The organism is Mycobacterium toneyamaense, from assembly GCF_055384815.1.
The window spans coordinates 2,771,072-2,792,503 of sequence record NZ_AP040333.1 but is presented as its reverse complement, the minus strand read 5'-3'; the positions used below and the strand labels follow the sequence as shown (position 1 = coordinate 2,792,503).

The 21,432-nt window shown below is 67.3% G+C and carries 22 protein-coding genes and 4 tRNA genes; 10 read left to right on the top strand and 16 right to left on the bottom strand.

Going from position 1 to position 21,432, the window contains the following annotated elements:
* The 8 genes from pdxS to ACZ5IQ_RS13495 all read right to left on the bottom strand — a co-directional run bounded on the left by pdxS (window position 1) and on the right by ACZ5IQ_RS13495 (window position 8,125).
* On the bottom strand, window positions 1-906 hold the full coding sequence (pdxS, locus tag ACZ5IQ_RS13530; protein ID WP_020101778.1) for a pyridoxal 5'-phosphate synthase lyase subunit PdxS: 906 nt from the start codon (window positions 904-906) through the stop codon (window positions 1-3).
* A gap of 69 nt (window positions 907-975) precedes the next feature.
* Window positions 976-2,010, bottom strand: coding sequence for an NUDIX hydrolase (locus ACZ5IQ_RS13525; protein WP_209841214.1), 1,035 nt, complete (start codon window positions 2,008-2,010; stop codon window positions 976-978).
* The gene (locus ACZ5IQ_RS13520; protein ID WP_135356932.1) at window positions 2,010-3,140 is read right to left on the bottom strand and encodes a glycosyltransferase family 4 protein; all 1,131 of its coding nucleotides are present in this window, start codon (window positions 3,138-3,140) and stop codon (window positions 2,010-2,012) included. The genes ACZ5IQ_RS13525 and ACZ5IQ_RS13520 overlap by 1 nt, the downstream gene beginning before the upstream one ends.
* Window positions 3,140-4,093 (bottom strand): phosphatidylinositol mannoside acyltransferase, encoded by a 954-nt coding sequence (locus ACZ5IQ_RS13515; RefSeq protein WP_135356931.1) that lies wholly within the window; start codon window positions 4,091-4,093, stop codon window positions 3,140-3,142. Before ACZ5IQ_RS13515 ends, ACZ5IQ_RS13520 begins: the two co-directional genes overlap by 1 nt.
* Window positions 4,090-4,749: a phosphatidylinositol phosphate synthase gene (gene pgsA, locus ACZ5IQ_RS13510; protein WP_135356930.1), complete on the bottom strand. Its 660-nt coding sequence runs from the start codon at window positions 4,747-4,749 to the stop codon at window positions 4,090-4,092. The genes ACZ5IQ_RS13515 and pgsA overlap by 4 nt, the downstream gene beginning before the upstream one ends.
* On the bottom strand, window positions 4,746-5,378 hold the full coding sequence (locus tag ACZ5IQ_RS13505) for an ATP adenylyltransferase (RefSeq protein ID WP_244602313.1): 633 nt from the start codon (window positions 5,376-5,378) through the stop codon (window positions 4,746-4,748). The genes pgsA and ACZ5IQ_RS13505 overlap by 4 nt, the downstream gene beginning before the upstream one ends.
* Complete coding sequence (thrS, locus tag ACZ5IQ_RS13500; RefSeq protein WP_135356929.1) at window positions 5,375-7,435, bottom strand: threonine--tRNA ligase; 2,061 nt, start codon at window positions 7,433-7,435, stop codon at window positions 5,375-5,377. Before thrS ends, ACZ5IQ_RS13505 begins: the two co-directional genes overlap by 4 nt.
* Window positions 7,436-7,513: 78 nt before the next feature.
* Window positions 7,514-8,125: a PaaI family thioesterase gene (locus ACZ5IQ_RS13495; protein ID WP_135356928.1), complete on the bottom strand. Its 612-nt coding sequence runs from the start codon at window positions 8,123-8,125 to the stop codon at window positions 7,514-7,516.
* Window positions 8,126-8,158: 33 nt separating this feature from the next.
* Between ACZ5IQ_RS13495 and ACZ5IQ_RS13490 the strand changes: the two genes are divergently transcribed.
* Window positions 8,159-8,656, top strand: coding sequence for a DUF1990 family protein (locus ACZ5IQ_RS13490; RefSeq protein WP_135356927.1), 498 nt, complete (start codon window positions 8,159-8,161; stop codon window positions 8,654-8,656).
* Between the two features lie 109 nt (window positions 8,657-8,765).
* Here ACZ5IQ_RS13490 and ACZ5IQ_RS13485 read toward each other — a convergent pair whose 3' ends face one another.
* Window positions 8,766-10,007: an HNH endonuclease gene (locus ACZ5IQ_RS13485; protein WP_135356926.1), complete on the bottom strand. Its 1,242-nt coding sequence runs from the start codon at window positions 10,005-10,007 to the stop codon at window positions 8,766-8,768.
* Between the two features lie 239 nt (window positions 10,008-10,246).
* On the opposite strand from ACZ5IQ_RS13485, the gene stpK7 reads away from it, so the two are divergent.
* Window positions 10,247-12,016, top strand: coding sequence for a serine/threonine protein kinase StpK7 (gene stpK7, locus ACZ5IQ_RS13480; protein WP_135356925.1), 1,770 nt, complete (start codon window positions 10,247-10,249; stop codon window positions 12,014-12,016).
* A 5-nt stretch (window positions 12,017-12,021) separates the two neighbouring features.
* Here stpK7 and ACZ5IQ_RS13475 read toward each other — a convergent pair whose 3' ends face one another.
* The gene (locus ACZ5IQ_RS13475; protein WP_135356924.1) at window positions 12,022-12,798 is read right to left on the bottom strand and encodes a transporter substrate-binding domain-containing protein; all 777 of its coding nucleotides are present in this window, start codon (window positions 12,796-12,798) and stop codon (window positions 12,022-12,024) included.
* A 45-nt stretch (window positions 12,799-12,843) separates the two neighbouring features.
* On the opposite strand from ACZ5IQ_RS13475, the gene ACZ5IQ_RS13470 reads away from it, so the two are divergent.
* A complete protein-coding gene (locus tag ACZ5IQ_RS13470; protein WP_135356923.1) occupies window positions 12,844-13,287 on the top strand; it encodes a hypothetical protein in 444 nt (147 codons plus the stop codon).
* Here the strand turns inward: ACZ5IQ_RS13470 and ACZ5IQ_RS13465 are convergent.
* Entirely contained in the window at window positions 13,284-14,111 is an 828-nt protein-coding gene (locus tag ACZ5IQ_RS13465; RefSeq protein ID WP_135356922.1) for a class I SAM-dependent methyltransferase, read from the bottom strand. The genes ACZ5IQ_RS13470 and ACZ5IQ_RS13465 overlap by 4 nt on opposite strands.
* Before the next feature lie 148 nt (window positions 14,112-14,259).
* Between ACZ5IQ_RS13465 and ACZ5IQ_RS13460 the strand changes: the two genes are divergently transcribed.
* Both ACZ5IQ_RS13460 and ACZ5IQ_RS13455 read left to right on the top strand, forming a co-directional pair.
* The gene (locus ACZ5IQ_RS13460) at window positions 14,260-15,657 is read left to right on the top strand and encodes an NAD(P)/FAD-dependent oxidoreductase (RefSeq protein WP_135356921.1); all 1,398 of its coding nucleotides are present in this window, start codon (window positions 14,260-14,262) and stop codon (window positions 15,655-15,657) included.
* 6 nt (window positions 15,658-15,663) lie between these two features.
* On the top strand, window positions 15,664-16,236 hold the full coding sequence (locus tag ACZ5IQ_RS13455) for a hypothetical protein (RefSeq protein WP_406802368.1): 573 nt from the start codon (window positions 15,664-15,666) through the stop codon (window positions 16,234-16,236).
* 3 nt (window positions 16,237-16,239) lie between these two features.
* On the opposite strand, the gene ACZ5IQ_RS13450 is transcribed toward ACZ5IQ_RS13455, so the two are convergent.
* Window positions 16,240-17,688, bottom strand: coding sequence for a PPE family protein (locus tag ACZ5IQ_RS13450; RefSeq protein WP_406802369.1), 1,449 nt, complete (start codon window positions 17,686-17,688; stop codon window positions 16,240-16,242).
* A 154-nt stretch (window positions 17,689-17,842) separates the two neighbouring features.
* Here ACZ5IQ_RS13450 and ACZ5IQ_RS13445 point away from each other — a divergent pair, with 154 nt between their 5' ends.
* On the top strand, window positions 17,843-18,580 hold the full coding sequence (locus ACZ5IQ_RS13445) for a GNAT family N-acetyltransferase (RefSeq protein ID WP_135356919.1): 738 nt from the start codon (window positions 17,843-17,845) through the stop codon (window positions 18,578-18,580).
* Between the two features lie 13 nt (window positions 18,581-18,593).
* Here the strand turns inward: ACZ5IQ_RS13445 and ACZ5IQ_RS13440 are convergent.
* Window positions 18,594-18,668, bottom strand: a tRNA-Val gene (locus ACZ5IQ_RS13440).
* A 290-nt stretch (window positions 18,669-18,958) separates the two neighbouring features.
* Between ACZ5IQ_RS13440 and ACZ5IQ_RS13435 the strand changes: the two genes are divergently transcribed.
* The 4 genes from ACZ5IQ_RS13435 (at window position 18,959) to ACZ5IQ_RS13420 (ending at window position 19,599) form a co-directional block, all read left to right on the top strand.
* Window positions 18,959-19,031 (top strand) — tRNA-Gly (locus ACZ5IQ_RS13435).
* Between the two features lie 28 nt (window positions 19,032-19,059).
* Window positions 19,060-19,133: transfer RNA gene (locus ACZ5IQ_RS13430), tRNA-Cys, on the top strand.
* Between the two features lie 14 nt (window positions 19,134-19,147).
* Window positions 19,148-19,222, top strand: a tRNA-Val gene (locus tag ACZ5IQ_RS13425).
* Window positions 19,223-19,407: 185 nt separating this feature from the next.
* Complete coding sequence (locus ACZ5IQ_RS13420; protein WP_135356918.1) at window positions 19,408-19,599, top strand: excalibur calcium-binding domain-containing protein; 192 nt, start codon at window positions 19,408-19,410, stop codon at window positions 19,597-19,599.
* A 21-nt stretch (window positions 19,600-19,620) separates the two neighbouring features.
* Here ACZ5IQ_RS13420 and ACZ5IQ_RS13415 read toward each other — a convergent pair whose 3' ends face one another.
* Genes ACZ5IQ_RS13415 through ACZ5IQ_RS13405 form a run of 3 tightly spaced genes read right to left on the bottom strand, consistent with a single transcriptional unit; the run spans window position 19,621 to window position 20,965 of the window.
* Window positions 19,621-19,833: a three-helix bundle dimerization domain-containing protein gene (locus tag ACZ5IQ_RS13415; protein ID WP_135356917.1), complete on the bottom strand. Its 213-nt coding sequence runs from the start codon at window positions 19,831-19,833 to the stop codon at window positions 19,621-19,623.
* 59 nt (window positions 19,834-19,892) lie between these two features.
* A complete protein-coding gene (locus ACZ5IQ_RS13410; protein WP_135356916.1) occupies window positions 19,893-20,372 on the bottom strand; it encodes a DUF6653 family protein in 480 nt (159 codons plus the stop codon).
* On the bottom strand, window positions 20,369-20,965 hold the full coding sequence (locus ACZ5IQ_RS13405) for a TetR/AcrR family transcriptional regulator (protein WP_135356915.1): 597 nt from the start codon (window positions 20,963-20,965) through the stop codon (window positions 20,369-20,371). The genes ACZ5IQ_RS13410 and ACZ5IQ_RS13405 overlap by 4 nt, the downstream gene beginning before the upstream one ends.
* Between the last annotated feature and the right edge of the window lie 467 nt (window positions 20,966-21,432).

Genomic DNA, 21,432 nt, shown 5'->3' with positions numbered 1-21,432 from the left:
TTACCAGCCACGCTCTGCGAGCCGATGAGGCTCCGGCACGTCCTCCACGTTGATGCCGACCATGGCCTCACCCAGACCGCGCGACACCTTGGCCAGCGTGTCCGGGTCGTCGTAGAACGTCGTGGCCTTGACGATGGCCGCGGCACGAGCGGCCGGGTCACCCGACTTGAAGATGCCCGAACCGACGAACACGCCTTCGGCGCCCAGCTGCATCATCATCGCGGCGTCGGCCGGGGTGGCGATGCCACCGGCGGTGAACAGCGTCACGGGCAGCTTGCCGGCCCGCGCGACCTCGACCACCAGCTCGTACGGCGCCTGCAATTCCTTTGCGGCAACGTACAGTTCGTCCTCCGACAGCGACGTCAGCCGACGGATCTCGCCGCCGATCTTGCGCATGTGCGTAGTGGCGTTGGAGACGTCACCGGTGCCGGCCTCACCCTTCGAGCGGATCATGGCCGCGCCCTCGTTGATGCGACGCAGGGCCTCACCCAGGTTGGTGGCGCCGCACACGAACGGCACGGTGAACTTCCACTTGTCGATGTGGTGGGTGTAGTCGGCCGGGGTCAGCACCTCGGACTCGTCGATGTAGTCCACGCCGAGGCTCTGCAGAATCTGCGCCTCGACGAAGTGGCCGATGCGGGCCTTGGCCATCACCGGGATGGTGACGGCGTCGATGATGCCCTCGATCATGTCCGGGTCGCTCATCCGCGAGACGCCACCCTGCGCGCGGATATCGGCGGGCACGCGCTCGAGCGCCATGACGGCTACGGCGCCTGAGCCTTCGGCGATGCGCGCCTGCTCGGGTGTTACGACGTCCATGATGACGCCGCCCTTCAGCATCTCGGCCATGCCGCGCTTGACCCGGGCGGTGCCCGTCTGACCGCTGTTGTCCGCTGCGGTATCCACTGCAATCTCCCTCAAGAATTTGGTACCCGCCAAGTCTAGTGGCCGTACCAAATCGGTTATCCGCGCAGGTCAGCGGATGGTCTGCGGCGCCGGGCCGGCCATCGCCGCCGGAGCCTTCCCGTCCGCCAATTCGCCTGCGAGGGAAAGGTATTCGCCGAGCTGCAATGGGTAGACAGTCTCACCATCGGCGGCCAGCCGGGCGATGACCGCCGCGTCGCACCAGCGGTGGGCGTGGATCGACTGCCGTTCGACCGTGGTGTGACCGGTGGTCACCGGCTCGAATCGTGAGGTGCGGTACACGAAGAAGAATTCCTCGCTGCGGATCACAGACCCGTTGAACTCGAACACCGCCTCACGCCGCCACACCGGGCCGATCAGATCGGCCGGGTCGACCTTCAGCCCGGTCTCCTCGGCCACCTCACGGGCTGCCGCGTCGGGCAGCGATTCGTCCGGTTCGACCGCTCCCCCGACGGTGAACCACCACCGCGGCGCCATCAGCGGGTCGGCGGCCGGGTCGCTGCCGCAGAACAGCAGCACCTGCCCGTCCTGGTCCAGCAGCACCACGCGGGCCGACGTGCGTCGTCCCACCGCGCCGGGCTCGTGCCGCGACGCCCGCTCGACGATCTCGAAATACGTTGGCATGGCCGCGGTTCCACCCAGGTGCAGCCAGCGCACCAGGGTGCGCTCGCGCAGGGCGAGGGTGTCGCGCACGGCGTCGTTGTGGAAGCGGCGGGCCAGCAGTACCCGGGCCTCGGCGTCGGCGAGCTCGGCGACCAGGGTGACCGGGATGGATGCCGGATCGACCTGCGCCAGGGCTCCCGACAGTTCGTTCTCGGCGGCCTCGCGGGCCGCGCGCGGTGCCCGCTCGGCTTCGTCCGCCAGCGCCGCGAGACGGCGGCCCGCCGGCCGGGAACCGTACGCGTCGGCGGCGACGGCCCGGGCCACCACCGCGCGCCGGGCCAGCGCCCCGTCCAGAGCCTGCCACGACAGGTCGTAGCGGACGTGCAGCCGGTCGAGCCGATGCGCGGTCTGATAGGCCCACACGACGGTGAACAGGACCGTGAGCACCAGCAAGACCAGTGCGACGATCAGCAGCCAGCTCATCAGGCCTCCACCCTGACCTTGATCCCCGATCCGGCCACCGTCTCGTAGACCAGCATGATCTGCTGCGCGACCACCGACCAGTCGTATCGCCGCACCGCCTGGGCGGCCGCCTCGGCGTACCGGCGGCGGGCGGCGTCGTTCGACAGCATCTCGACCAGCGCTTCGCCGAGGGCTTCGGCGTCGTCGACCGGCACCAGCCGGCCCGCCGCACCCTGGTCCAGCACGCGCCGGAAGGCGTCCAGGTCGCTGGCCACCACGGGTGTACCCGCGGCCATGGCCTCGACCAGCACGATGCCGAAGCTCTCGCCGCCGGTGTTCGGGGCGCAGTAGACGTCGGCGCTGCGCATCGCCGACGCCTTCTCGGCATCATCGACCAGACCGAGGAACCGCAGGTGCCCCGCATGCTCGCCGACGGTCTCCTTGAGTGCCTCCTCGTCGCCGCGGCCGACGACCAGCACCTCGACGTCCGGGCAGGCCGCCACGAGCTTGGGCAGCGCGCCGACGAGCACCTGCATGCCTTTGCGCGGCTCGTCGAACCGGCCGAGGAACAGCACCGTGCGGCCGGGCCGCGGATAGCCGGGCAGCAGCGGCGCGTTGTCGAACGCCGACACGTCGACGCCGTTGGGAATCTCGACAGCATCCGAGCCAAGGGCTTCCATCTGCCAGCGCCGTGCCAGATCGGACACCGCGATGCGACCCATGATCTTCTCGTTCCAGGGCCGCAGAATTCCCTGAAAGACGTTGAGTGTCAACGACTTCGTGGTCGACGTATGGAACGTCGCGACGATCGGGCCGTTGGCCACCATGAGCGCCAGCAGCGACAGGCTCGGGGCATTGGGCTCGTGCAGGTGCAGTACGTCGAAGTCGCCCTCGACGATCCAGCGCTTGACCATCCGGCGGGTGGCCGGCCCGAATCGCAGCCGCGCCACGGACCCGTTGTACGGGATGGGCACGGCCTTGCCGCCGGAGACGACGTAGTCGGGCAGGTCGGCGTGCGTCTCGGCCGACGAGGGCGCCAGCACACTGACCGTGTGGCCGTAGCCGCGCATCACCTCGGCCAGTTGCAGCACGTGTGCCTGAACGCCGCCCGGTACGTCGAACGAGTACGGGCACACCATGCCGATGCGCATCAGTCGTTCCCGGCCAACCGGGCCCGACGTTCCTCGGACAGGTCGGCCAGCCACTGCGGTTGCAGCATGTGCCAGTCCGTGGGGTGCGCGGCGATGCCCGCTTCGAAGCGGGTGGCCAGAGCCTGCGTGATGGTCGCAACGTCGCCGCTCGAGGTGTCGACCGGCCCGGAGATGTCGAACTGCCAGTCGTTGGGCTTGTTCCAGCAGTGCACGGTCAGCAGCGTCGCACCGGTCTTCAGCGCGAGCTTGGCAGCGCCGGCGGGCATGCGGGTCGGCTCGCCGAAGAGGTTGACCTGCACGCCATTTCGGGACAGGTCCCGGTCGGCCATCAAGCAGACGATGCGGTTGGCCTCCAACCGCTCGGTCAGCACGTCGAACGGCGGGCGCACTCCCCCCGTCAGCGGCAGAATCTCGAATCCCAGCGACTCGCGGTACTCGACGAACCGGTTGTACAGCGACTCGGGTTTGAGACGCTCGGCCACCGTCGTGAACTTGCCGTACTGGTGCACCACCGAGACACCGGCCATGTCCCAGTTGCCGCTGTGCGGCAGCGCCAGGATGACGCCGTTACCGTTCTCGAGCCCGCGGGCGATGTGGTCGGTACCCACCAGGCAGTGCCGGAGCCTCTCCCCGAGCGTGCGCTGGTTCATCGACGGCAGCCGGAAGGCCTCCCGCCAGTAACGGCCGTACGACGCCAGCGAGGCGCGGATGACGCGGCCCGGCACCTTGGCCGGCCGCACACCCAGCACGCGGGCCAGATTCTTGCGCAGCTGCTCGGGACCACCGCCGCGCGCCGCATACAGCGCACCGGCGTCGAACATGTTGCGGGCGGCGAACTCCGGCATGGTCCGGATCAGCCCCCAACCCGCGGCATAGCCGAGGTCCTTGAGCTGCTCGCCCATCGGGACGTCGAAACCCCCGAAGGACGGCACACCGCCGGTGGGGACGCTCATGGCTGCTCCTTCGACGGCGCACTCGACGGCAGCGGCTGGTCGGCGCCCGGCGAACGGCGCACCGAGGCGACCCGCTGGCCCAGCGTGATGATGCTGGCCACCGCCAGCAGCCACATCGCGATGGGCAGCGCCAGCGGCAGCGGATGGATCGGCAGGTCCGAGAAGCCGGCGCCCACCAGGACGATGATCAGCCGTTCGGGGCGTTCGATGAAGCCGCCGTCGGCGTTCAGTCCGCTGGCTTCGGCACGGGCCTTGATGTACGAGATGACCTGCGAGGTGACCAGGCAGATCAACGTGGCGACGGCCAGCGGCTTGTCGTGCATCTCGAACGCGATCCACCACAGCAGGCCGCAGAACACGGCGCCGTCACCGATGCGGTCACAGGTCGCGTCGAGCACCGCACCGAGTCGCGTGCCGTAGCCGCGTTCGCGGGCCATGGCGCCGTCGAGCATGTCGGCGAGCACGAAGAACCAGACCACCAGGGCGCCGTACCAGAGGTGCCCCGTCGGGAACAGCGTCAGCGCGCCGACGACCGACGCGGTGGTGCCCAGGACGGTGACGCTGTCCGGCGTCAGGCCGATGCGCAGCGCTCCCCGGGCCAGCGGGCGGCTCAACTTGGTGTAGGCCGCGCGGGTCAGGAGGTAGAAGTCGCTCACGGGGCGTCCTCAGTCCTTCCCGTCGCTCCGCTCGCCCCTGCCCCGTCCTGCGCCGCCCACTCGTCGGCCAGCAGCTTGCGGGTGTCGCGCAGCAGCTGCGGGATCACCTTGGTACCGCCGATGACGGTGATGAAGTTGGCGTCGCCGCCCCAGCGCGGCACCACGTGCATATGCAGGTGGTCGGCCAGCGAGCCGCCGGCCGAGGTGCCCAGGTTGAGCCCGACGTTGAACGCGTGCGGGTTCGAGATGGCCTTCATCACGCGAATTGCCTTCTGGGTGAACGCCATCAGCTCGCTGCTCTCGGCCTCGGTCAGGTCCTCGAGCTCCGACACCTTGCGGTAGGGCACGACCATGAGGTGTCCCGGGTTGTACGGGTACAGGTTGAGCACCGCGTACACCTGCTCGCCGCGCGCGACGATCAGGCCTTCCTCGTCGGACATCGTGGGAATGTCGATGAAGGGCTGCTTCGAGCCCGCGGACGTGCCCTCGCCGCCCTTCATCGGAGCGTCGACGATGTAGCTCATCCGGTGCGGCGTCCACAGCCGCTGCAGGTAGTCGACGTCACCGACACCCCGGTCCACAATGGCGTCTCCGACGCCGGGGTCCACGATGCTCCGATCCTCGGTCACGCCTGTGCGCCCCGCGCCTCGTTCACCAAATCTGCCGTCGGGAAAGCGTTTTCGCGACGCGCGATCCACCCGGCGATGAGATCGACGGCCTCGGCCACCGGGACGCCGTTGACCTGGGTGCGGTCACCGAACCGGAAGGAGACGGCACCCGATTCGATGTCCTTGTCACCGGCGAGCAGCATGAACGGCACCTTCTGATTGGTGTGGTTCACGATCTTCTTCGCCATCCGGTCGTCGCTGCCGTCGACCTCGACGCGAATGCCGCGCGACTTCAGTTGCGCCGCAACGTCGTACAGGTAGTCGAGGTGCGCGTCGGCGACCGGGATGCCGACGACCTGCACCGGTGCCAGCCAGGCCGGGAACGCGCCGGCGTAGTGCTCGGTGAGCACGCCGAAGAACCGCTCGATGGACCCGAACAGCGCGCGGTGGATGAGCACCGGACGCTGCCGGCTGCCGTCGGCCGCGGTGTACTCCAGCTCGAACCGGTCGGGCATGTTGAAGTCCAGCTGGATGGTCGACATCTGCCAGCTGCGGCCCAGCGCGTCCTTGACCTGCACGGAGATCTTGGGGCCGTAGAACGCCGCGCCGCCCGGGTCGGGCACCAGGTCCAGTCCGGAGGCCTCGGCGACCTCGCGCAGGGTCTCGGTGGCCTCGTCCCACAGCTCGTCGGAGCCGACGTACTTGTCCGGGTCCTTGGTGGACAGCTCCAGGTAGTAGTCATCCAGGCCGTAGTCGCTCAGCAGATCCAGCACGAACTGCAGCAGCGTGGTCAGCTCGTCGCGCATCTGGTCACGGGTGACGTAGATGTGCGCGTCGTCCTGCGTCATGCCGCGCACGCGGGTCAGGCCGTGGACGACGCCCGACTTCTCGTACCGGTACACGCTGCCGAACTCGAAGAGCCGCAGTGGCAGCTCGCGGTACGACCGCCCCCGCGACCGGAAGATCAGGTGGTGCATGGGGCAGTTCATGGGCTTGAGGTAGTAGTTCTGCCCCGGCTTGCGCAGCGTGCCGTCTTCGTTGAACTCCGCGTCGATGTGCATCGGCGGGTACATGCCGTCGGCGTACCACTCCAGGTGACCCGAGGTGATGTACAGCTGCTCTTTGGTGATGTGCGGGGTGTTGACGAACTCGTAGCCGGCTTCCTGGTGCTTGCGGCGCGAGTAGTCCTCCAGCTCGCGGCGCACGATGCCGCCCTTCGGGTGGAACACCGGCAGGCCCGAGCCCAGCTCGTCGGGGAAGCTGAACAGGTCCAGCTCCACGCCCAGTTTGCGGTGGTCGCGGCGCAGCGCCTCCTCGATGAGTTCGAGGTGCTTGTCGAGTGCCTCCTGCGACTCCCAGGCGGTGCCGTAGACGCGCTGCAGGCTGGCGTTCTTCTGGTCGCCGCGCCAGTACGCGGCGCTGCTGCGGGTGAGCTTGAACGCCGGGATGTGCTTGGTGGTGGGGATGTGCGGGCCACGGCACAGGTCGCCCCAAACCCGTTCGCGGGTACGGGGATTGAGGTTGTCGTAGGCCGTCAGCTCGTCGCCGCCGACCTCCATGATGTCGGCGTCGCCGGACTTGTCGTCGACCAGTTCGAGCTTGTACGGCTCCTTGGCCAGCTCTTCGCGGGCCTGCTCCTTGGACTCGTACACGCGGCGGTCGAACAGCTGACCATCCTTGATGATCTTCTGCATGCGCTTCTCGAGCTTGGCCAGATCCTCCGGCGTGAACGGCTCGGCGACGTCGAAGTCGTAGTAGAAGCCGTCGGTGATCGGCGGGCCGATGCCGAGCTTGGCCTCCGGGAACAGGTCCTGCACGGCCTGGGCCAGCACGTGGGCGCACGAGTGGCGGATGACGCTGCGGCCGTCCTCGGTGTTCGCGGCGACCGGGATGACCTCCACGTCGACGTCCGGGGTCCAGGACAGGTCGCGCAGGCGGCCGTCGGCGTCCTTGACGACGACGATGGCGTCGACCTCGCCGCGCTGCGGTAGCCCGGCCTCGCGGACCGCGGCGCCGGCGGTAGTCCCGGCAGCGACCCGGATCGGGGCTGCTGGTGCGGGGCTGGCGACGGCGGTCATCGAGACACTCCTACTGGTTAGGTGACGATCGCGACCATGCTATCGGCACCGGTCATCGCTTCGCGGGCCAGCGCCGCCTCAAGGCTGACCCGGCTTGAGCCTGACGAAGAGGGCCTCGGCGTCGGCGAGCACCGTGTCGCCGTCCAGCAGCGCGCCGGTGATGAAGATCTTGCGGCCCTCGACGCGCTCCAGCGTCGCGGTGGCGTGCAGGTCTTTTTCGACCGGGACGATCTGCCGATAGTTGATGTGCAGGTAGGCGGTGCGCTGGAACGGGCTGTCGGTCAGGCGGTAGGCGGCATGCCCCAGCACCGAGTCGAACAGCAGCCCGATGGACCCGCCGTGCGCGGCACCGTTGCGGCCGAGGTGGAAGCGCCGGAAGCGGACGGGACCGGCGATCCGGCCGTCATCGGTGACCTTGAGATCCGACGGCACGTTCAGGACGTTGCCGCGGTTGGGCAGGTCGAGCCGACGGCCCGAAGGTGAGTGCCACTCGTCGGCGCGGTACGGCGCCAGCAGGGCGTTGGCTTGTTCGATGAGGTTCGCGGCCTCGGTGATGACGTCGTCCGGTGCATCAGCGCCGCGCGCGTGGTCGCCGGCCATGCGGACGGATTCGACGAACCTGCCGTAGTCCGGGCCGCCCTGGGTGGTCGGTTTGGGCGGGTTGAATCCTCCACCGGCATGCTTATCCACCTGTTTCTCTTATCACGGTGGCAAGGTGGCCCTATGCGACTGAGCGACCTGGCCGGGCTGGCATTCACCTACCCCGACGTCGGGGCGACCGCCGGCGAACTGCCGGAGGGCTACCACCACGTGCACGCGGAGGCCCGGATCGGTTCGGGTCGAGCACGATTCGACGAGGCGGCCGGCGCGGTCCTGCGGTGGGGTATGCAGCGGGGTGTCGGCATGCGGGTGGAGGCGACCACCGTCACCGCCGCGGCGGGCACCGACATGCTGGGCCGTCTCGGACCCGTGCAGGTCCCATGCCGCGTGGTGTACGTCGTCGACGAACCCGACCGGCGCGGATTCGCGTACGGGACACTGCCAGGTCACCCGGAATCCGGCGAGGAACTGTTCAGCGTGCGCTACGACCCGGCCACCGACGCAGTCTTCGCCGAAGCGACAGCGTTCTCGCGGCCGGCGCTCTGGTGGAGCCGGCTTGGAGCTCCGGTCTCACGGGTCGCCCAGCGGGTGATCGCGCAGCGCTACCTGCGCGCCGTTTGAGCGATCGGGCGGCTCGGCCGGTGCGCGGGCCTGCCGCTCCGCCGCTGAAGCGGCAGGCCCGCGATGTGTTGTCACTGTTGAGTTGTCAAGGTGCGCAATGCTTTGCGTGCTAGGCAGCTGCGTGGTCGAGGTGCATGGTGCGGCGGTTGTAGGCGGGGATGGGTTTTCGGTGTGGGTCGACGGCCGCGGGTGGGATGAGCCAGGGGTGTTTGTCCAGTCCCATGACCACATCCCAGCCGTCGTGGTGAACGTTGGCGTGGCAGGCCGGGCACAGCAGACACCCGTTGGCTAGTGATGTCTCACCGTGGTGGGTCCAGTGGATGATGTGGTGGGCGTGGGTGCGTCCGGGTGGGGCGCCGCATTTGATGCAGCACTGATCCCGCAGATACAGCGCTTTGCGCAGGTGCGCCGGGAACAACCGCTTCTCGCGCCCCATATCGAGGGGTACGTGTTCGCCGTCGACGATGATCGTGGTGACGGTGGTGTCGCAGCAGATTCGTTCCAGGGTCATGGTGCTGATCGACCCGATGAATTCCAACGTGGCCAAATCCGGGGCGTCCGCCGGGACGGTCACCAGTAGCTGCGTGCGCGGCGCGGAAGCGACGTCCCCGCCGCGGGCCGCGATGTCCAACACCGCCTCCAGGGCATCAGCCCGCCGCCTGCCCGCCGTGCGGATGTCGGGGGTGCCGTCGGATTCGGGCCGCGGCGCCGACCCTTGTTCGATCGCCGCGATGTACTTGGCCCCGACTTCGGCATCCAGGTCCGCGCGGATCTGCACGCGCCCGTCGCTGGTGATGCGGTGGTCGGCGGTGTTGATCGACCGGTCCTCGGCAGCCGGCAGCCCGCCTCCGGCGGCGGCGACCCGGTTGCCCAACCGGCGGGCGCGTTTGTCGATGTCGGCGGGGGTGGCGCCGGAGAAGAACTGCCCCAGCAGATCGGTCACCTGCGCGAAGCGGGCGGCGTCGTCGACCGGTCCGGGTGCGCGGGCGCGTATGTGGTTGATGCCCTTGACGATCGCATCGACATGTTCCCCGGAGATCGCGCCGTCGGCGGCGTGGGCCGCCAATGTGGGTAATGCCGGTAACGCGGCGCCGACCCGGACCAGCCGCTGCGCGACCGACGGGGCACACCCCAACGCCATCAACAGCTCCCGCGGTGTCCGGCCCTGCGCGGCGGCCGCCCCGCGGCGATCCAACACCCCGGTCACCGTCGCCGCCAGATAATCGACCACACCCCGGATGAGCAGCAGCACCCGCATAACCGCGACGGCATCGTCGCGGCACATCTCGTCGGGGACCTGCACGCCACGGAGGGCGTCGAGGCTGGTGCTGAGATCCGGTGCGATTCCCATGCCCAATTGTATCGAACACATGTTCGAATCACAATGCTTCTACTGATTCAAACTTCTGACAGGCAGCGGAGGCACTGTTGCAATGGCGCGCGTCGGCGGGACCGAAGAGGGGCCAACGCGACACCTCCGGCCGATCAGCCCGCACACCCCCTGCCAGACGACCTGACTGTGATTCACCCAGCCACTGCTGACCACGTGTTGTAGCTTTCACACGAAACTGACACGCCAAGGAGTGCTGGGTGGAGCCGACGCGATTCGGGCAGTACGAGCTGCGCGAACTGATAGGCCGCGGCGGCATGGGCGAGGTCTACGTCGCTTACGACACGAATACCCAGCGCACCGTCGCGCTCAAGGTGCTGCCGCCGCACCTCGCCAAGGACCCCGTGTTCCAGGAGCGGTTCAAGCGCGAGTCGCAGGCCGCCGCGGGCCTCAACGAGCCGCACGTCGTCCCCATTCATGGTTACGGCGAGATCGACAGCCAGCTCTATCTGGACATGCGGCTCATCGAAGGCCGCACCCTCGCCGAGATCCTGGCCGACACCGAGCATCGCCCGAGCCCCGAATTCTCCGTCCGAATCATCGAGCAGATCGCCGCAGCCTTGGATGCCGCGCACGGAACCGGGTTGATCCACCGGGACATCAAGCCCTCCAACATCCTGGTGACCGATCACGACTTCGCCTACCTGATCGACTTCGGCCTCGCCCGCACCGCCGGTGAGCACGGATTGACCACGGCCGGAAGCACTCTCGGCACCTTGGCGTACATGGCGCCCGAGCGGTTCGAGGGCGGCCAGGCCGACCCCCGCTCGGACATCTACGCACTGACCTGCGTGCTGTACGAATGCCTCACCGGCCGGCGGCCGTACCCGGCCGACAGTCTCGAGCACCAGATCGCCGGGCACGTCAGCGCGCCCGCGCCGAAGCCCTCTGACGTCGACCGGCGGCTCGCGGCATTCGACGACGTGATCGCCAAAGGCATGGCCAAGAAACCCGGCAAGCGCTACCAGCACGCCGGTGAACTCGCCGCGGACGCCCGCGCCGCACTGAGCGCGCAGGTCCGCGTATCGGGCCGCACCGGCACGCGCACGGGCTCGGGACGCCATGCGGTGCAGACCGACGAACCGAAGCGCCGCACCCGGCAGATCGTCGTCGCGGTCGGCGCGGTGATCGTGCTGGCCGCCGGCGCGGGAACGGCATGGCTCTACTGGTCCCGGCAACACCAGGTCGGGCCGTCGGGTTCGGTGCCGTCGATCGCCGCCAAGCTACCTGCCGATCTCAAGGATTCGGGCCGACTGGTCGTCGGAGTCAACATTCCTTATGCGCCAAATGAATTCAAGGCGCCCGACGGCAAGTTCACGGGCTTCGACGTCGACCTGATGACGGCGGTGAGCCGGGTCCTCGGGCTCGAGCCGGAGTTCCGGGAGATCGGCATCTCCAAGATCGTCGCTTCGGTGCATGACGGCATCATTTCGGTCGGGGCGTCCTCGACCACCGACACCAAACAGCGGGAGAAGTCAGCCGACTTCGTGACGTACTTCAAGGCCGGCGTGCTGTGGGCCAGGCGGGCCGGATCGAGTGTGGATCCCAACGCGGCGTGCGGATTACGGGTGGGCGTGCACCTCGGCTCGGTCGAGGAGACCGACCACCTGCCGGCCCGCAGCGCGGCATGCGTGGCGGCCGGCGTGGCACCCATCGAGATCGTCCCGATCGCCGGCCAGGACGGCGTCACCGCTGCACTGCTCGCCGGCACCGTCGACGCCATGGCCGCCGACTCGCCCGTCACCGGCTACGCCATCAAACTGAGCGGCGGCAAGCTGGAAGCGGCCGGCGGCATCGTCGATGCGCAGCCCTACGGGTGGCCGGTGGCCAAGGGCTCGTCGCTCGCTGCCGCGTTGCAGGCGGCGCTCAAACATCTGATGCAGACCGGTGAATACCGGGAGATCGCCACCAAATGGGGTGTGGAGATGGGCATCATCGACAAACCGGTCATCAACGGCGCGCTGCGCTAGGCCGGCTACTTCGGCCCGATGTCCGCACCCAGCCACCTGCGGCTGACCGCCGCGTAGCTGCCATCACCTTGAATAGTGCTGAGCCACTTGTTGATTCGCTGTTGCAGCGACACGGCATCCTTGGGCATCAGGTAGGCCTTCTGCGCGACGGTGAACGGCTGGTCTGTCGACACTCCGCACAATTGCGGATGTTGCGTGACCTGCCAGCGGATTTCGCTGCCGTCGGTGATCATGACGTCGGCCTTGCCCTCGATGACCTGATCGAAAATGGTGTTGTTGTCCGGATATTCGATGATGGTGGCGTGTTGCAGATTGGCGCGGTCGAATTGTTCATTGGTACCGCCGGGATTTGCGACCACTCGCACTCCCCCACGGTCGATGTCGGATAGCGAGCGGTACTTCGCGGCATCGGCGCACCGCACTATCGCAGCTTTACCGTCGCGTAGATACGGGTCGGAGAACAGCGCCTTGGCGGCCCGGTCTGCGGTGACGCTGATGCCTCCGACCGCCAGTTCACATTTCTGCCCCAGGTCGGCCATGAGCGTCGGCCAGGTGGTGGGCACCAGATGCAGGTCCACACCGGATTCTCGGGCGAAATCCCGGACCAGATCGATGTCCATGCCGCTCCACTCGCCGGCGGCGTCACGGTAGGTGAACGGGCGATAATCGCCGGTGCTGCACACCGTCAGCGCCTTCGGCGTGGATTTCTCCTGCGGCGAGCTGCATGCTGCCACCACCGCCACGACCAGCACCGACGCCGCCGCGAACACTGTGCGTCTCATGCAGCCAGACTCTCATGCGACCACCAACTCGCCTACGCTGGCTATATGCGTCGAATCGCGGCACTCGCAGTGGCAGGCGTACTGCTCAGTGCCTGCACGCAGACCGTGCCGGGACAGGCCGGCGCGCCAGGTGACCTCAAGTGGCAACGCCCCATCACCGATTCGGTTTCCAGCCTGGGCGGCACGCTCGGCACGGTCGGGGAAGCCATGACCGCGCACGACTTCGTCGCCATGTCGCGGGATTGCACGAAACTGCAAGGCACGTTGGACGATCTCAGCAAGAATCTGCCGACTCCCGACGCGGACGTCAACTCGTCGTTGCAGGACAGCATCGACAACTTCCGGTCGTTCGCCCGCGTCTGCACGATGATGACGCCGGGCACGGCGGACGCGTCGCTCGACCAGCTGAGCGGCTACCTGGACCGCGGCGACAGCTCCATGCGAAAAGCCTTGCAGCAGATGGGCATCGAGCTGCCGGCTGCCCGCTAGCCGGCCGGTTTGTAGGCAACCAGCCCAACGGCCGCCAGATGCGCGCGATGTCGTGCATAGGACACCCGCAACTGCCTGACCCGGCGACGGGCTTCCGGATGCCCCGCGAGCTTCGCGACGAAACGGATTGCGCCCCAGACACCTTCGTCGGCGATCTGGCGTCGCAGCGCCAGCGGTGAGGCGCGCGCGATCCGCACCCGCTCGACCGTCAGCCCCGCATCCGCCAGCAGTTGCTCCCACCCTGCCACCGTCAGCGGCCGGATCTTGGTCAGCGCGGCGCCGGCCAACTGACCCGCGATGTCGGCAGCCTCGGCGTGGGTGTCGGGCGCCATCGCCAATTCGTGCACCGCATAGCGACCACCCGGGCGCAGCAACCGCGCGGCTTCCGCGACGATCGCCTCTTTGGCGTCCGCGTCGTGCAGGGTGAGCAGCCACTCGCCGATCACCACATCCGCGCTGCCGTCGGGCAAGCCCGTATGTGCGGCATCGCCGACCCGCACATTGTCTTGCCCCGCCACCAGAGCGGCGGTGTCGGCGGCATCACGGTCCTGTTCCACACCCAGGTACGAACGCGGGGCACGGGCCAGAATCTCGGCCGCGGTACGCCCCATGCCGGGCGCGAATTCGACGACATCGGCATTGCTGACGTCCACATCGTCCAGCAACGCGCGCGTCAAATGCATGCCGCCGGGCCGCAATACCCGTTTCCCGAGTCTGGCAAGGAGCCAATGCCCGGCCACCGTGAAGTCGCCCCGGTCCGCTCTCGGCAGTGCCGGCGGGATCGGGTGCGGTGGGGCGTAATTGCCGTAGTGCCAATGGTTCATCGTTATTGCGATTCCCGCTCAGCCCGCCCGCAAACGTGTTCCGGCCAATGGCGTTCCACCGCAGGTCAACCCGTTGCCGCCCATAGTTCGTCAACTCCCAGTATGTTGGCCCTGTCGTTCGGTCCTACGTTGTGCCCGAAGGAGCCACATGACCATCGCGTCCCAGCGTCATCGCGTCGTCGTCATCGGATCGGGATTCGGTGGCCTGCAGGCCGCCAAGGCCCTCAAACGTGCCGACGTCGACATCACCTTGATCTCACGCACGACGACCCACCTCTTCCAGCCGTTGCTGTACCAGGTCGCCACCGGCATCCTGTCCGAAGGCGAGATTGCGCCCACGACGCGACTGGTCCTGCGCAAGCAGAAGAACGTCACGGTCCGCCTCGGCGAGGTCGAGCACATCGACCTGAAGGCACAGACCGTCACCTCCAAGCTCATGTCGCAAGTGACGGTCACGCCGTACGACAGCCTTATCGTCGCGGCCGGCGCCCAGCAGTCCTACTTCGGCAACGACCACTTCGCGACGTTCGCGCCCGGTATGAAGACCATCGACGACGCCCTCGAACTGCGCGGTCGCATCCTGGGGGCGTTCGAGGCCGCCGAGGTGGTCACCGACCCGGCGGAACGCGACCGCCGGCTGACGTTCGTCGTCGTGGGCGCCGGGCCGACCGGCGTCGAACTGGCCGGGCAGATCGCCGAGTTGGCGGAGCGCACCCTGGCCGGAGCGTTCCGCAGCATCAAGCCGCAGGACTGCCGCGTGATCCTGCTGGACGCCGCGCCCGCGGTACTGCCCCCGATGGGTCCCAAGCTCGGCGCCAAGGCGCAGAAACGCCTGGAGAAGCTCGGCGTCGAGATCCAGCTCAACGCGATGGTCAGCGACGTCGACTACAAGGGCATCACCGTCAAGGACAAGGACGGCACCGAGCGCCGCATCGACTGCGCCTGCAAGGTCTGGTCGGCCGGTGTGCAGGCGAGCCCGCTGGGCAAGCTCATCGCCGAGCAGTCCGACGGCACCGAGACCGACCGGGCCGGGCGCGTCGTGGTCGAACCCGACCTCACGGTCAAGGGGCACCCGAACGTCTTCGTCATCGGCGATCTCATGGCCGTCCCAGGCGTGCCGGGCATGGCGCAGGGTGCGATCCAGGGCGCCACCTACGCCGCCGACATCATCAAGCGGTCCCTGGCCGGCCAGGACGACCCGGCCAACCGCGAGCCCTTCAAGTACTGGGACAAGGGCAGCATGGCGACCGTGTCGCGGTTCGACGCGGTCGCCCAAGTGCCGGTGCCGTTGACCAAGAAGAAGCTGGAATTCGCCGGACCGTTCGCGTGGCTGTCGTGGCTGGTGCTGCACCTGGTCTATCTGGTGGGATACAAGAACCGCGTGACGACACTGTTCACCTGGTTCGTCACCTTCCTGGGCCGCGGGCGCGCGCAGATGGCGATCACCAGCCAGATGATCTACGCGCGCACCTCGATGCAGCTGCTGCAGAACCAGCTGAACGCATTGGCCGCAGCCGACAAGGTCGAGAAGAACGAATCCGCCTAGACGCGCATGGAGATCCGTTGGAACACAGACCATACGGAACGGCTTCGCCGCGTTGTGGTCGGCTGGGACGGCACCGAGGCCGGTGCGCCGTGCTTCCCGCCGGGCTGGGAACCTGAGCCCGACGATCTGCACCTGCTGCGGATTGCAGCTGCCCACGGCGGGTGCGCGACCGGCACGTATCGATATCGGCGACCCCCGGCCGATATCGGATATTCGCCGTTTGTCGCGCAGCTGACCGACGAAGCGGACTTCGACTTCACCGACCGACACCGCGCCCTACTCGCGCGAATGAGCTGGGAGCTGTCGGATCCCTACGACGACGAGGACATCCCCGGCGCCGACCCCAAACGGCCGTACGGCGACTTCACCTTCTACCAGATCGAAATGGCGCTGACGCTGGGCCTGATCCCGGCGCAGAAGCCGCCCGACCACGATCCGATGACGCCCGAGATCGCGCAAGCCATGACGGACCTGCATTTCCAGATGCAGCCGGCCCTGCAAATCTTCCTGCGGCACTTCGATATTGACGATGGTCGGGTGTTCCGCGGTGAGGAGTGGGGCGGCTGGGTGTCAGCCTGACCGTCAGTCGGCGTGATCGGGACTCCAGGTGCTCGGCAGCATCGGCGCACGCGCGCCGTCGCCGAACTGGTCGCCGGGCACCGCCGTCAATCCGGCCGGGGTCGTTCCCGCCCTCGATACGGCTCCGGTGAACCCCATAGGGCCGGCGCCGCTGTCCGATGCGCCGGATGCCCATTCCGGGGCGACGTCGAGGTCCATATATTCGACAGCGTCACCTTCTTGTTGGCGTCGGCGCGCCTGCCGGGCCGCCGCCGCAGCAGCCGAGGCTTCTCGGGCCGTCGCGGACTCCCGCGCCGACGCGGCGGCGTCGACACGCGTCTGACGCTGAAGCCACGCGCTCGCGCCGATTCCCGAACCGTCACCGACCGCATACGGGAAGCCGGGGTCGCCCACTGGCGGCGGTGCACTGGGTGCCGGTGTGGCGGGCGACGACACCGTGCCGGTCGGCGCCGGTGCAGAGGCACTTGCCGGGCCGGACGCGGGGGCGGCCGTTGACACCGGACTCGGCGTCGGGGCCGTGGCGATGGCGGGCATGGGCGTTTCCTGCGCCGCGGGCAGCGGCTCCGCACCGATCGCCGTCGGGGGCACCTGGATGCCCGCCAGCCCCGCGAAACCGGCCACCCAACCGAGGTTGGCGATCGCCAGGCCAAGTGCCGGCTGAATCAACGCCGGCGCGAACTGGCCCAGCACCGAAGCCAGTTGAGAGGCATGGAAAGTCACGTCCGCCAACACCATCGGCAGATTGGTCAGCAGCGCGGCGGGGTCGGTCAGCAAGTTGTTCCACAACAGTTCGAGGTGCTCGCCCATCTCGGCGCCGACGTCGAACCACCATTCCAGATCGGTCGGGTCCAGATCGCCGTGGCCATGGTCGTGGTCATGGTCATGGTCGTGGTCGTGATCGTGGTCGTCGTGCGCCACGATCTGCGGTGCGGGCGTGGAGTGCGGCGCGGATGTCGTTGCCACCTCAGAAACGGCTTCGTACGTCGCCATCGCGGTCGCGGCCTGTACCCACATGCGGACGTAGTCGGCTTCGGTGACCGCGATGGGAATCGTGTTGATACCAAAGAAGTTTGTGGCCACCAGTGCTGCCTGCGTGGCGTGGTTGGCGGCCAGTTCGGCGAGTGTGGGCATCGTGGCCAACGCGGCGCTGTAGGCGCCGGCGACGGCCTCATGTCGGGCTGCGCGGGCGTGGCTTTCCAGGCCGCTCTGGGTCAGCCACTCCAGATACGGAACGTGTGCGGCCACATATCTCTCGACGGTCGGCCCCTGCCACGCTCCCGCGTGCGTAGCCGCGAGGACGGCCCGAAGCTCCTCGGCGACTGCCGTGTAGGTCGCGCCGAGCGAGGACCATTCGGCGGCGGCCGCGAGCAATGGACCCGGACCCGGACCGCTGCTGAGCAGTGCCGAATGCACCTCCGGCGGCGACGCCATCCACACCGGCATTGCCATCACGCATCCCCCGCCCCGTTAACGATAATGAAAACTATATTCATTAAGGCTAGCAGGCGGGTGCCGCAGTCCGAGAAAATGCGTTGCCGATCGAGCGAAGGCTCTGAAAGATGCGACTTGTCCAGGTCAACCCGCCAGCGCCCCCGGGAGTTCAGCCGTGTCCGACTTCTCGCCGGTCATCACCGACTACTGGGCCGCCGCATTCAGCGGAAAAACGTTGCACACCAACGAACATCTGACGATCACCGTCAACCCCGACCGCGCCCACGACGATCGCGCCGCGATCCTGCGGACGGCCGACGACGACCTGGTGTCGATCGCCGTGAGCCCCGCTGTCGCCGACGCGCTGACCAATGACATTGCCGCACTCGGCAATCCGACCGAGGCCGACATCAGAGCCACACTGGCCACCCGGGGCGTCATGCTGAACGGCGCCGACAATGTGTTTTATCTCTCAGAATCGGCGGCCGACGACATTCTCCGCGACACCGGATCAGCAAACGTCCGCCCACTGACCGATCGCGACGCCGACATCTTTGCGTCGTTCAAAGCGGCTGTGCCGGAACGGGACTGGGACGAGGCGTACGTCGAGCTCGACCACTGGGCCGTGTTCGGCGCATTCGACGGACACGGGCGCCTCGCCAGCATCGGCAGCATGTACCCGTGGGACGACGTGGTTCCGCTGGCCGACATCGGAGTACTGACTCTGGACTCCGCACGAGGCCGAGGACACGCAAACACGTTGGTACGTGAGATGTTTCGCTACGCGCTCACGCAGGGATTCGAGCCGCAATACCGATGCCGGCTGGACAATGCCGCCTCGATCAAGCTGGCCGTCAGTGTGAATCTGCAGCAGTTCGGGCAATGGGAAACCGTCATGCCCGACGATGCGTGACGGTGGGATTGTGTGGTGGTCCCGACTGGGATCGAACCAGTGACCTTCCGCGTGTGAGGCGGACGCTCTCCCCCTGAGCTACGAGACCGGGGAATCTCACCGACCGGATCGGTGCGACGACAGACACTAACACGTCCCGCGACCCGAACGGGAATCGCGTCCCGCCGACGCCGGACCACGCCCGCCGGGACCGACCGAACCCACCACCACGCCGCCTCAGGAGTCACGGGACACAACGCCCGAAACACCGGCCAAGACGCCGTCACCTCTGCGAACCAGGCCGTTTACCAGCGGTTTTCACGCGATTTGTATCTGCTCGCATTCGTGCACTAATGTCTTGCATCGCAACGGACGAACAAAGTTCAACCGGAGCGAAACGCGGATGTAGCGCAGTTGGTAGCGCATCACCTTGCCAAGGTGAGGGTCGCGGGTTCGAATCCCGTCATCCGCTCGAAGGTGCGAATGGCATCAGCCCCAGTGGTGGAGTGGCCGAGTGGTGAGGCAACGGCCTGCAAAGCCGTGCACACGGGTTCGATTCCCGTCTCCACCTCCAAGAGTTTCAACCCGGCGCGATTAGCTCAGCGGGAGAGCGCTTCCCTGACACGGAAGAGGTCACTGGTTCAATCCCAGTATCGCGCACCAGAGTTTCACGACAGGCCCGGTTTTCGAATCGGGCCTTTCTTTTACCCGCACCCAGCAACCCGCAATATATTCGTACCATCGCGCTGTTTTTCCTCGAATCCACGTACAGGCCAGTGATGATGGCTGTAACGTCCAGCTCGCAATATCGGCATATTGCCGAACCGAGCTAACTCTCCGAGGTCGAAATGTTGCGTGCGTTGATCGTTGCTGCCCTGATCACCTCTGCCGGCGTGGCCATCGCCCCCGTCGCGCAGGCATCCGGATACAAGAACTGTTCGGCAGCTCATGCCGACGGTCGGTACAACATTCCGCAGGGCGATCCCGACTACAAGGCGTCCCAGGACCGCGACAACGACGGCATCGCCTGCGAGGGCTGAGCGGAGCCCGCCGCCGCGGGCTCAGACCGCGGCGGCCCGCAGGCCTTCATCCAGTTCTTCACGGACGTGCCGCTCGACAAGAAGTGGCACAAAGTCCCGCACCGTGCAGGACGCAAAGCCTTCATGCGCACGCCGAACCGCGGTGGCAATCTGCGCGGGATCAAGGGCCGGATAGCGCGCCGCCAGGCGTGCCACGACGTCGTCGATCGCTCGCTCTTCGCTGAACTCGCGCATCGACATATTCTCGCGCAGCGCTCCCCCACACGATGCCGAAACGAGATAACAGAGTCCGGTCACCGACCGGCGGCCACCTCGTCGTAGAAGATGCCCAGCCGGTCGATCCGCCAGAGCTGCCCGTACACCACCAGGACGGCGCCGAACACGGTCGGCCAGATGAGCAGCGCGCCGAGCCCCCACGTCAGCAACACGGCACCGGTCACCGCGCCGGCGACCCAAATTCTTTGGACGACAGCGAATCCCGCCGGCATCTGCGACCGGTCCTGCATCCACAGCCGCTCGCCGTAGATGCCGCGGGAGGACCAGGCGACCGGCTTGTCGACGGGCGCGAACGCGTGCGGGTTCCACCACAACCACGCGATGACCACGCCGACGGGCACCAGGGCCCACCAGCCGATCCAGACGCGACTCCAGATCGCGAGCATCATCAGCGGGATGGCGGCGAATCGCGTCCACACGCTCCATGGGTTGGCGTGGCGCCGCCAGGCCTCGTCGCTCATGCCCGCGGCGCGGGCGTACTTGTCCAAGAGCTTCATCGCAGCATTCCCCTCGCCAGAGTTCGGATGGTCGCCTCGAGCACGTCGTCGTAGCCGGCGCCGAACCGGTCACGGTTCATCACCAGCAGACCGACGGTCCGGATGACGCCCAGCAGGGTGTCCGGGGCGATGTCGTCGACCAAGACGCCATCCCGCTGGCCGGCCGCGAGGTAATCGAGCACCGGGCTGACGATCTGCGGCATGACGCGCGCGAGTTGCTCGGGCCCGACGCGGCGGCTGACCGCCGTCAGCTCGTCGGCATGCGTCAGCAGCCTCCGATAGAACGGATCGTCGACGAGCACATCAGTGATGGCACGCATGAGGCAGACGAGGTTCTCCTCGTCGACCGACCGACCCAGCACCTCTCTGAGCCGAGCTCCCATCCGGGGCGCCCGCCGCAGCATCACCTCGAGATAGAGCGACTCCTTCGAGTCGAAGAACGCGTAGAAACTGCCCTTGGCGATCCCCGCCGGCCGGACGAGTTCATCCAGCGACGTCTTCTTCAGCCCTTGGGCGGCGAAGAGCTGCTCGGCCGTATCGACCAGGGTGCCCGCAATGCGCGCCTTCTCGTCGGACGTGAACGCCACCGCCATAGCTATGACTCCTTTGGTCAGACAGTCATAGCCTACGTGTTTGCAGCCCTCTCCGCCAGGGCATCCCACCACCACTCAACGCCCCGAAGGCGCTGTCACAGTGAACGCTGAAGGATTTACCTCAGCCGGTGCGTAACGATTTACTGCCGACCTTCGATGAACTAGCTCAGGACGGTGCTACCAATAGCCATCGGCCGATGTTGACGGATCCGCCAGCTAATTCACCGCGGACACCTGCGCAGCCGCGCGCACCGGTCGGCGGGCCGCCTACTCAATTGACGTAACGACACCGGCATCAGCGCAGTTCACATCACTTGCCGCCCAAATCTCCGCGATCGGCCGAGTGAATCCGCCCCGTGCCACACCAGCCCCATCAGGCAACAGGCGGGCCGACTCGTACTTTCAGTCAGCAAATCCAAATCTGTTACATCAACATTTCAGCAAAGTTCGCTCAATTGGTTGCGCAA

Bases quoted from the DNA above. Each gene is read 5' to 3' on its own strand.
- ACZ5IQ_RS13475 (WP_135356924.1), bottom strand. From the start codon at position 12,798: ATGAGACGCACAGTGTTCGCGGCGGCGTCGGTGCTGGTCGTGGCGGTG.
- ACZ5IQ_RS13525 (WP_209841214.1), bottom strand. From the start codon at position 2,010: ATGAGCTGGCTGCTGATCGTCGCACTGGTCTTGCTGGTGCTCACGGTC.
- ACZ5IQ_RS13490 (WP_135356927.1), top strand. From the start codon at position 8,159: ATGCGACTGAGCGACCTGGCCGGGCTGGCATTCACCTACCCCGACGTC.
- ACZ5IQ_RS13465 (WP_135356922.1), bottom strand. From the start codon at position 14,111: ATGAACCATTGGCACTACGGCAATTACGCCCCACCGCACCCGATCCCG.
- ACZ5IQ_RS13485 (WP_135356926.1), bottom strand. From the start codon at position 10,007: ATGGGAATCGCACCGGATCTCAGCACCAGCCTCGACGCCCTCCGTGGC.
- ACZ5IQ_RS13415 (WP_135356917.1), bottom strand. From the start codon at position 19,833: ATGCGCGAGTTCAGCGAAGAGCGAGCGATCGACGACGTCGTGGCACGC.
- ACZ5IQ_RS13405 (WP_135356915.1), bottom strand. From the start codon at position 20,965: ATGGCGGTGGCGTTCACGTCCGACGAGAAGGCGCGCATTGCGGGCACC.
- ACZ5IQ_RS13520 (WP_135356932.1), bottom strand. From the start codon at position 3,140: ATGCGCATCGGCATGGTGTGCCCGTACTCGTTCGACGTACCGGGCGGC.
- ACZ5IQ_RS13470 (WP_135356923.1), top strand. From the start codon at position 12,844: ATGCGTCGAATCGCGGCACTCGCAGTGGCAGGCGTACTGCTCAGTGCC.
- ACZ5IQ_RS13410 (WP_135356916.1), bottom strand. From the start codon at position 20,372: ATGAAGCTCTTGGACAAGTACGCCCGCGCCGCGGGCATGAGCGACGAG.
- ACZ5IQ_RS13455 (WP_406802368.1), top strand. From the start codon at position 15,664: ATGGAGATCCGTTGGAACACAGACCATACGGAACGGCTTCGCCGCGTT.
- thrS (WP_135356929.1), bottom strand. From the start codon at position 7,435: ATGACCGCCGTCGCCAGCCCCGCACCAGCAGCCCCGATCCGGGTCGCT.
- ACZ5IQ_RS13460 (WP_135356921.1), top strand. From the start codon at position 14,260: ATGACCATCGCGTCCCAGCGTCATCGCGTCGTCGTCATCGGATCGGGA.
- ACZ5IQ_RS13515 (WP_135356931.1), bottom strand. From the start codon at position 4,093: ATGAGCGTCCCCACCGGCGGTGTGCCGTCCTTCGGGGGTTTCGACGTC.
- ACZ5IQ_RS13420 (WP_135356918.1), top strand. From the start codon at position 19,408: ATGTTGCGTGCGTTGATCGTTGCTGCCCTGATCACCTCTGCCGGCGTG.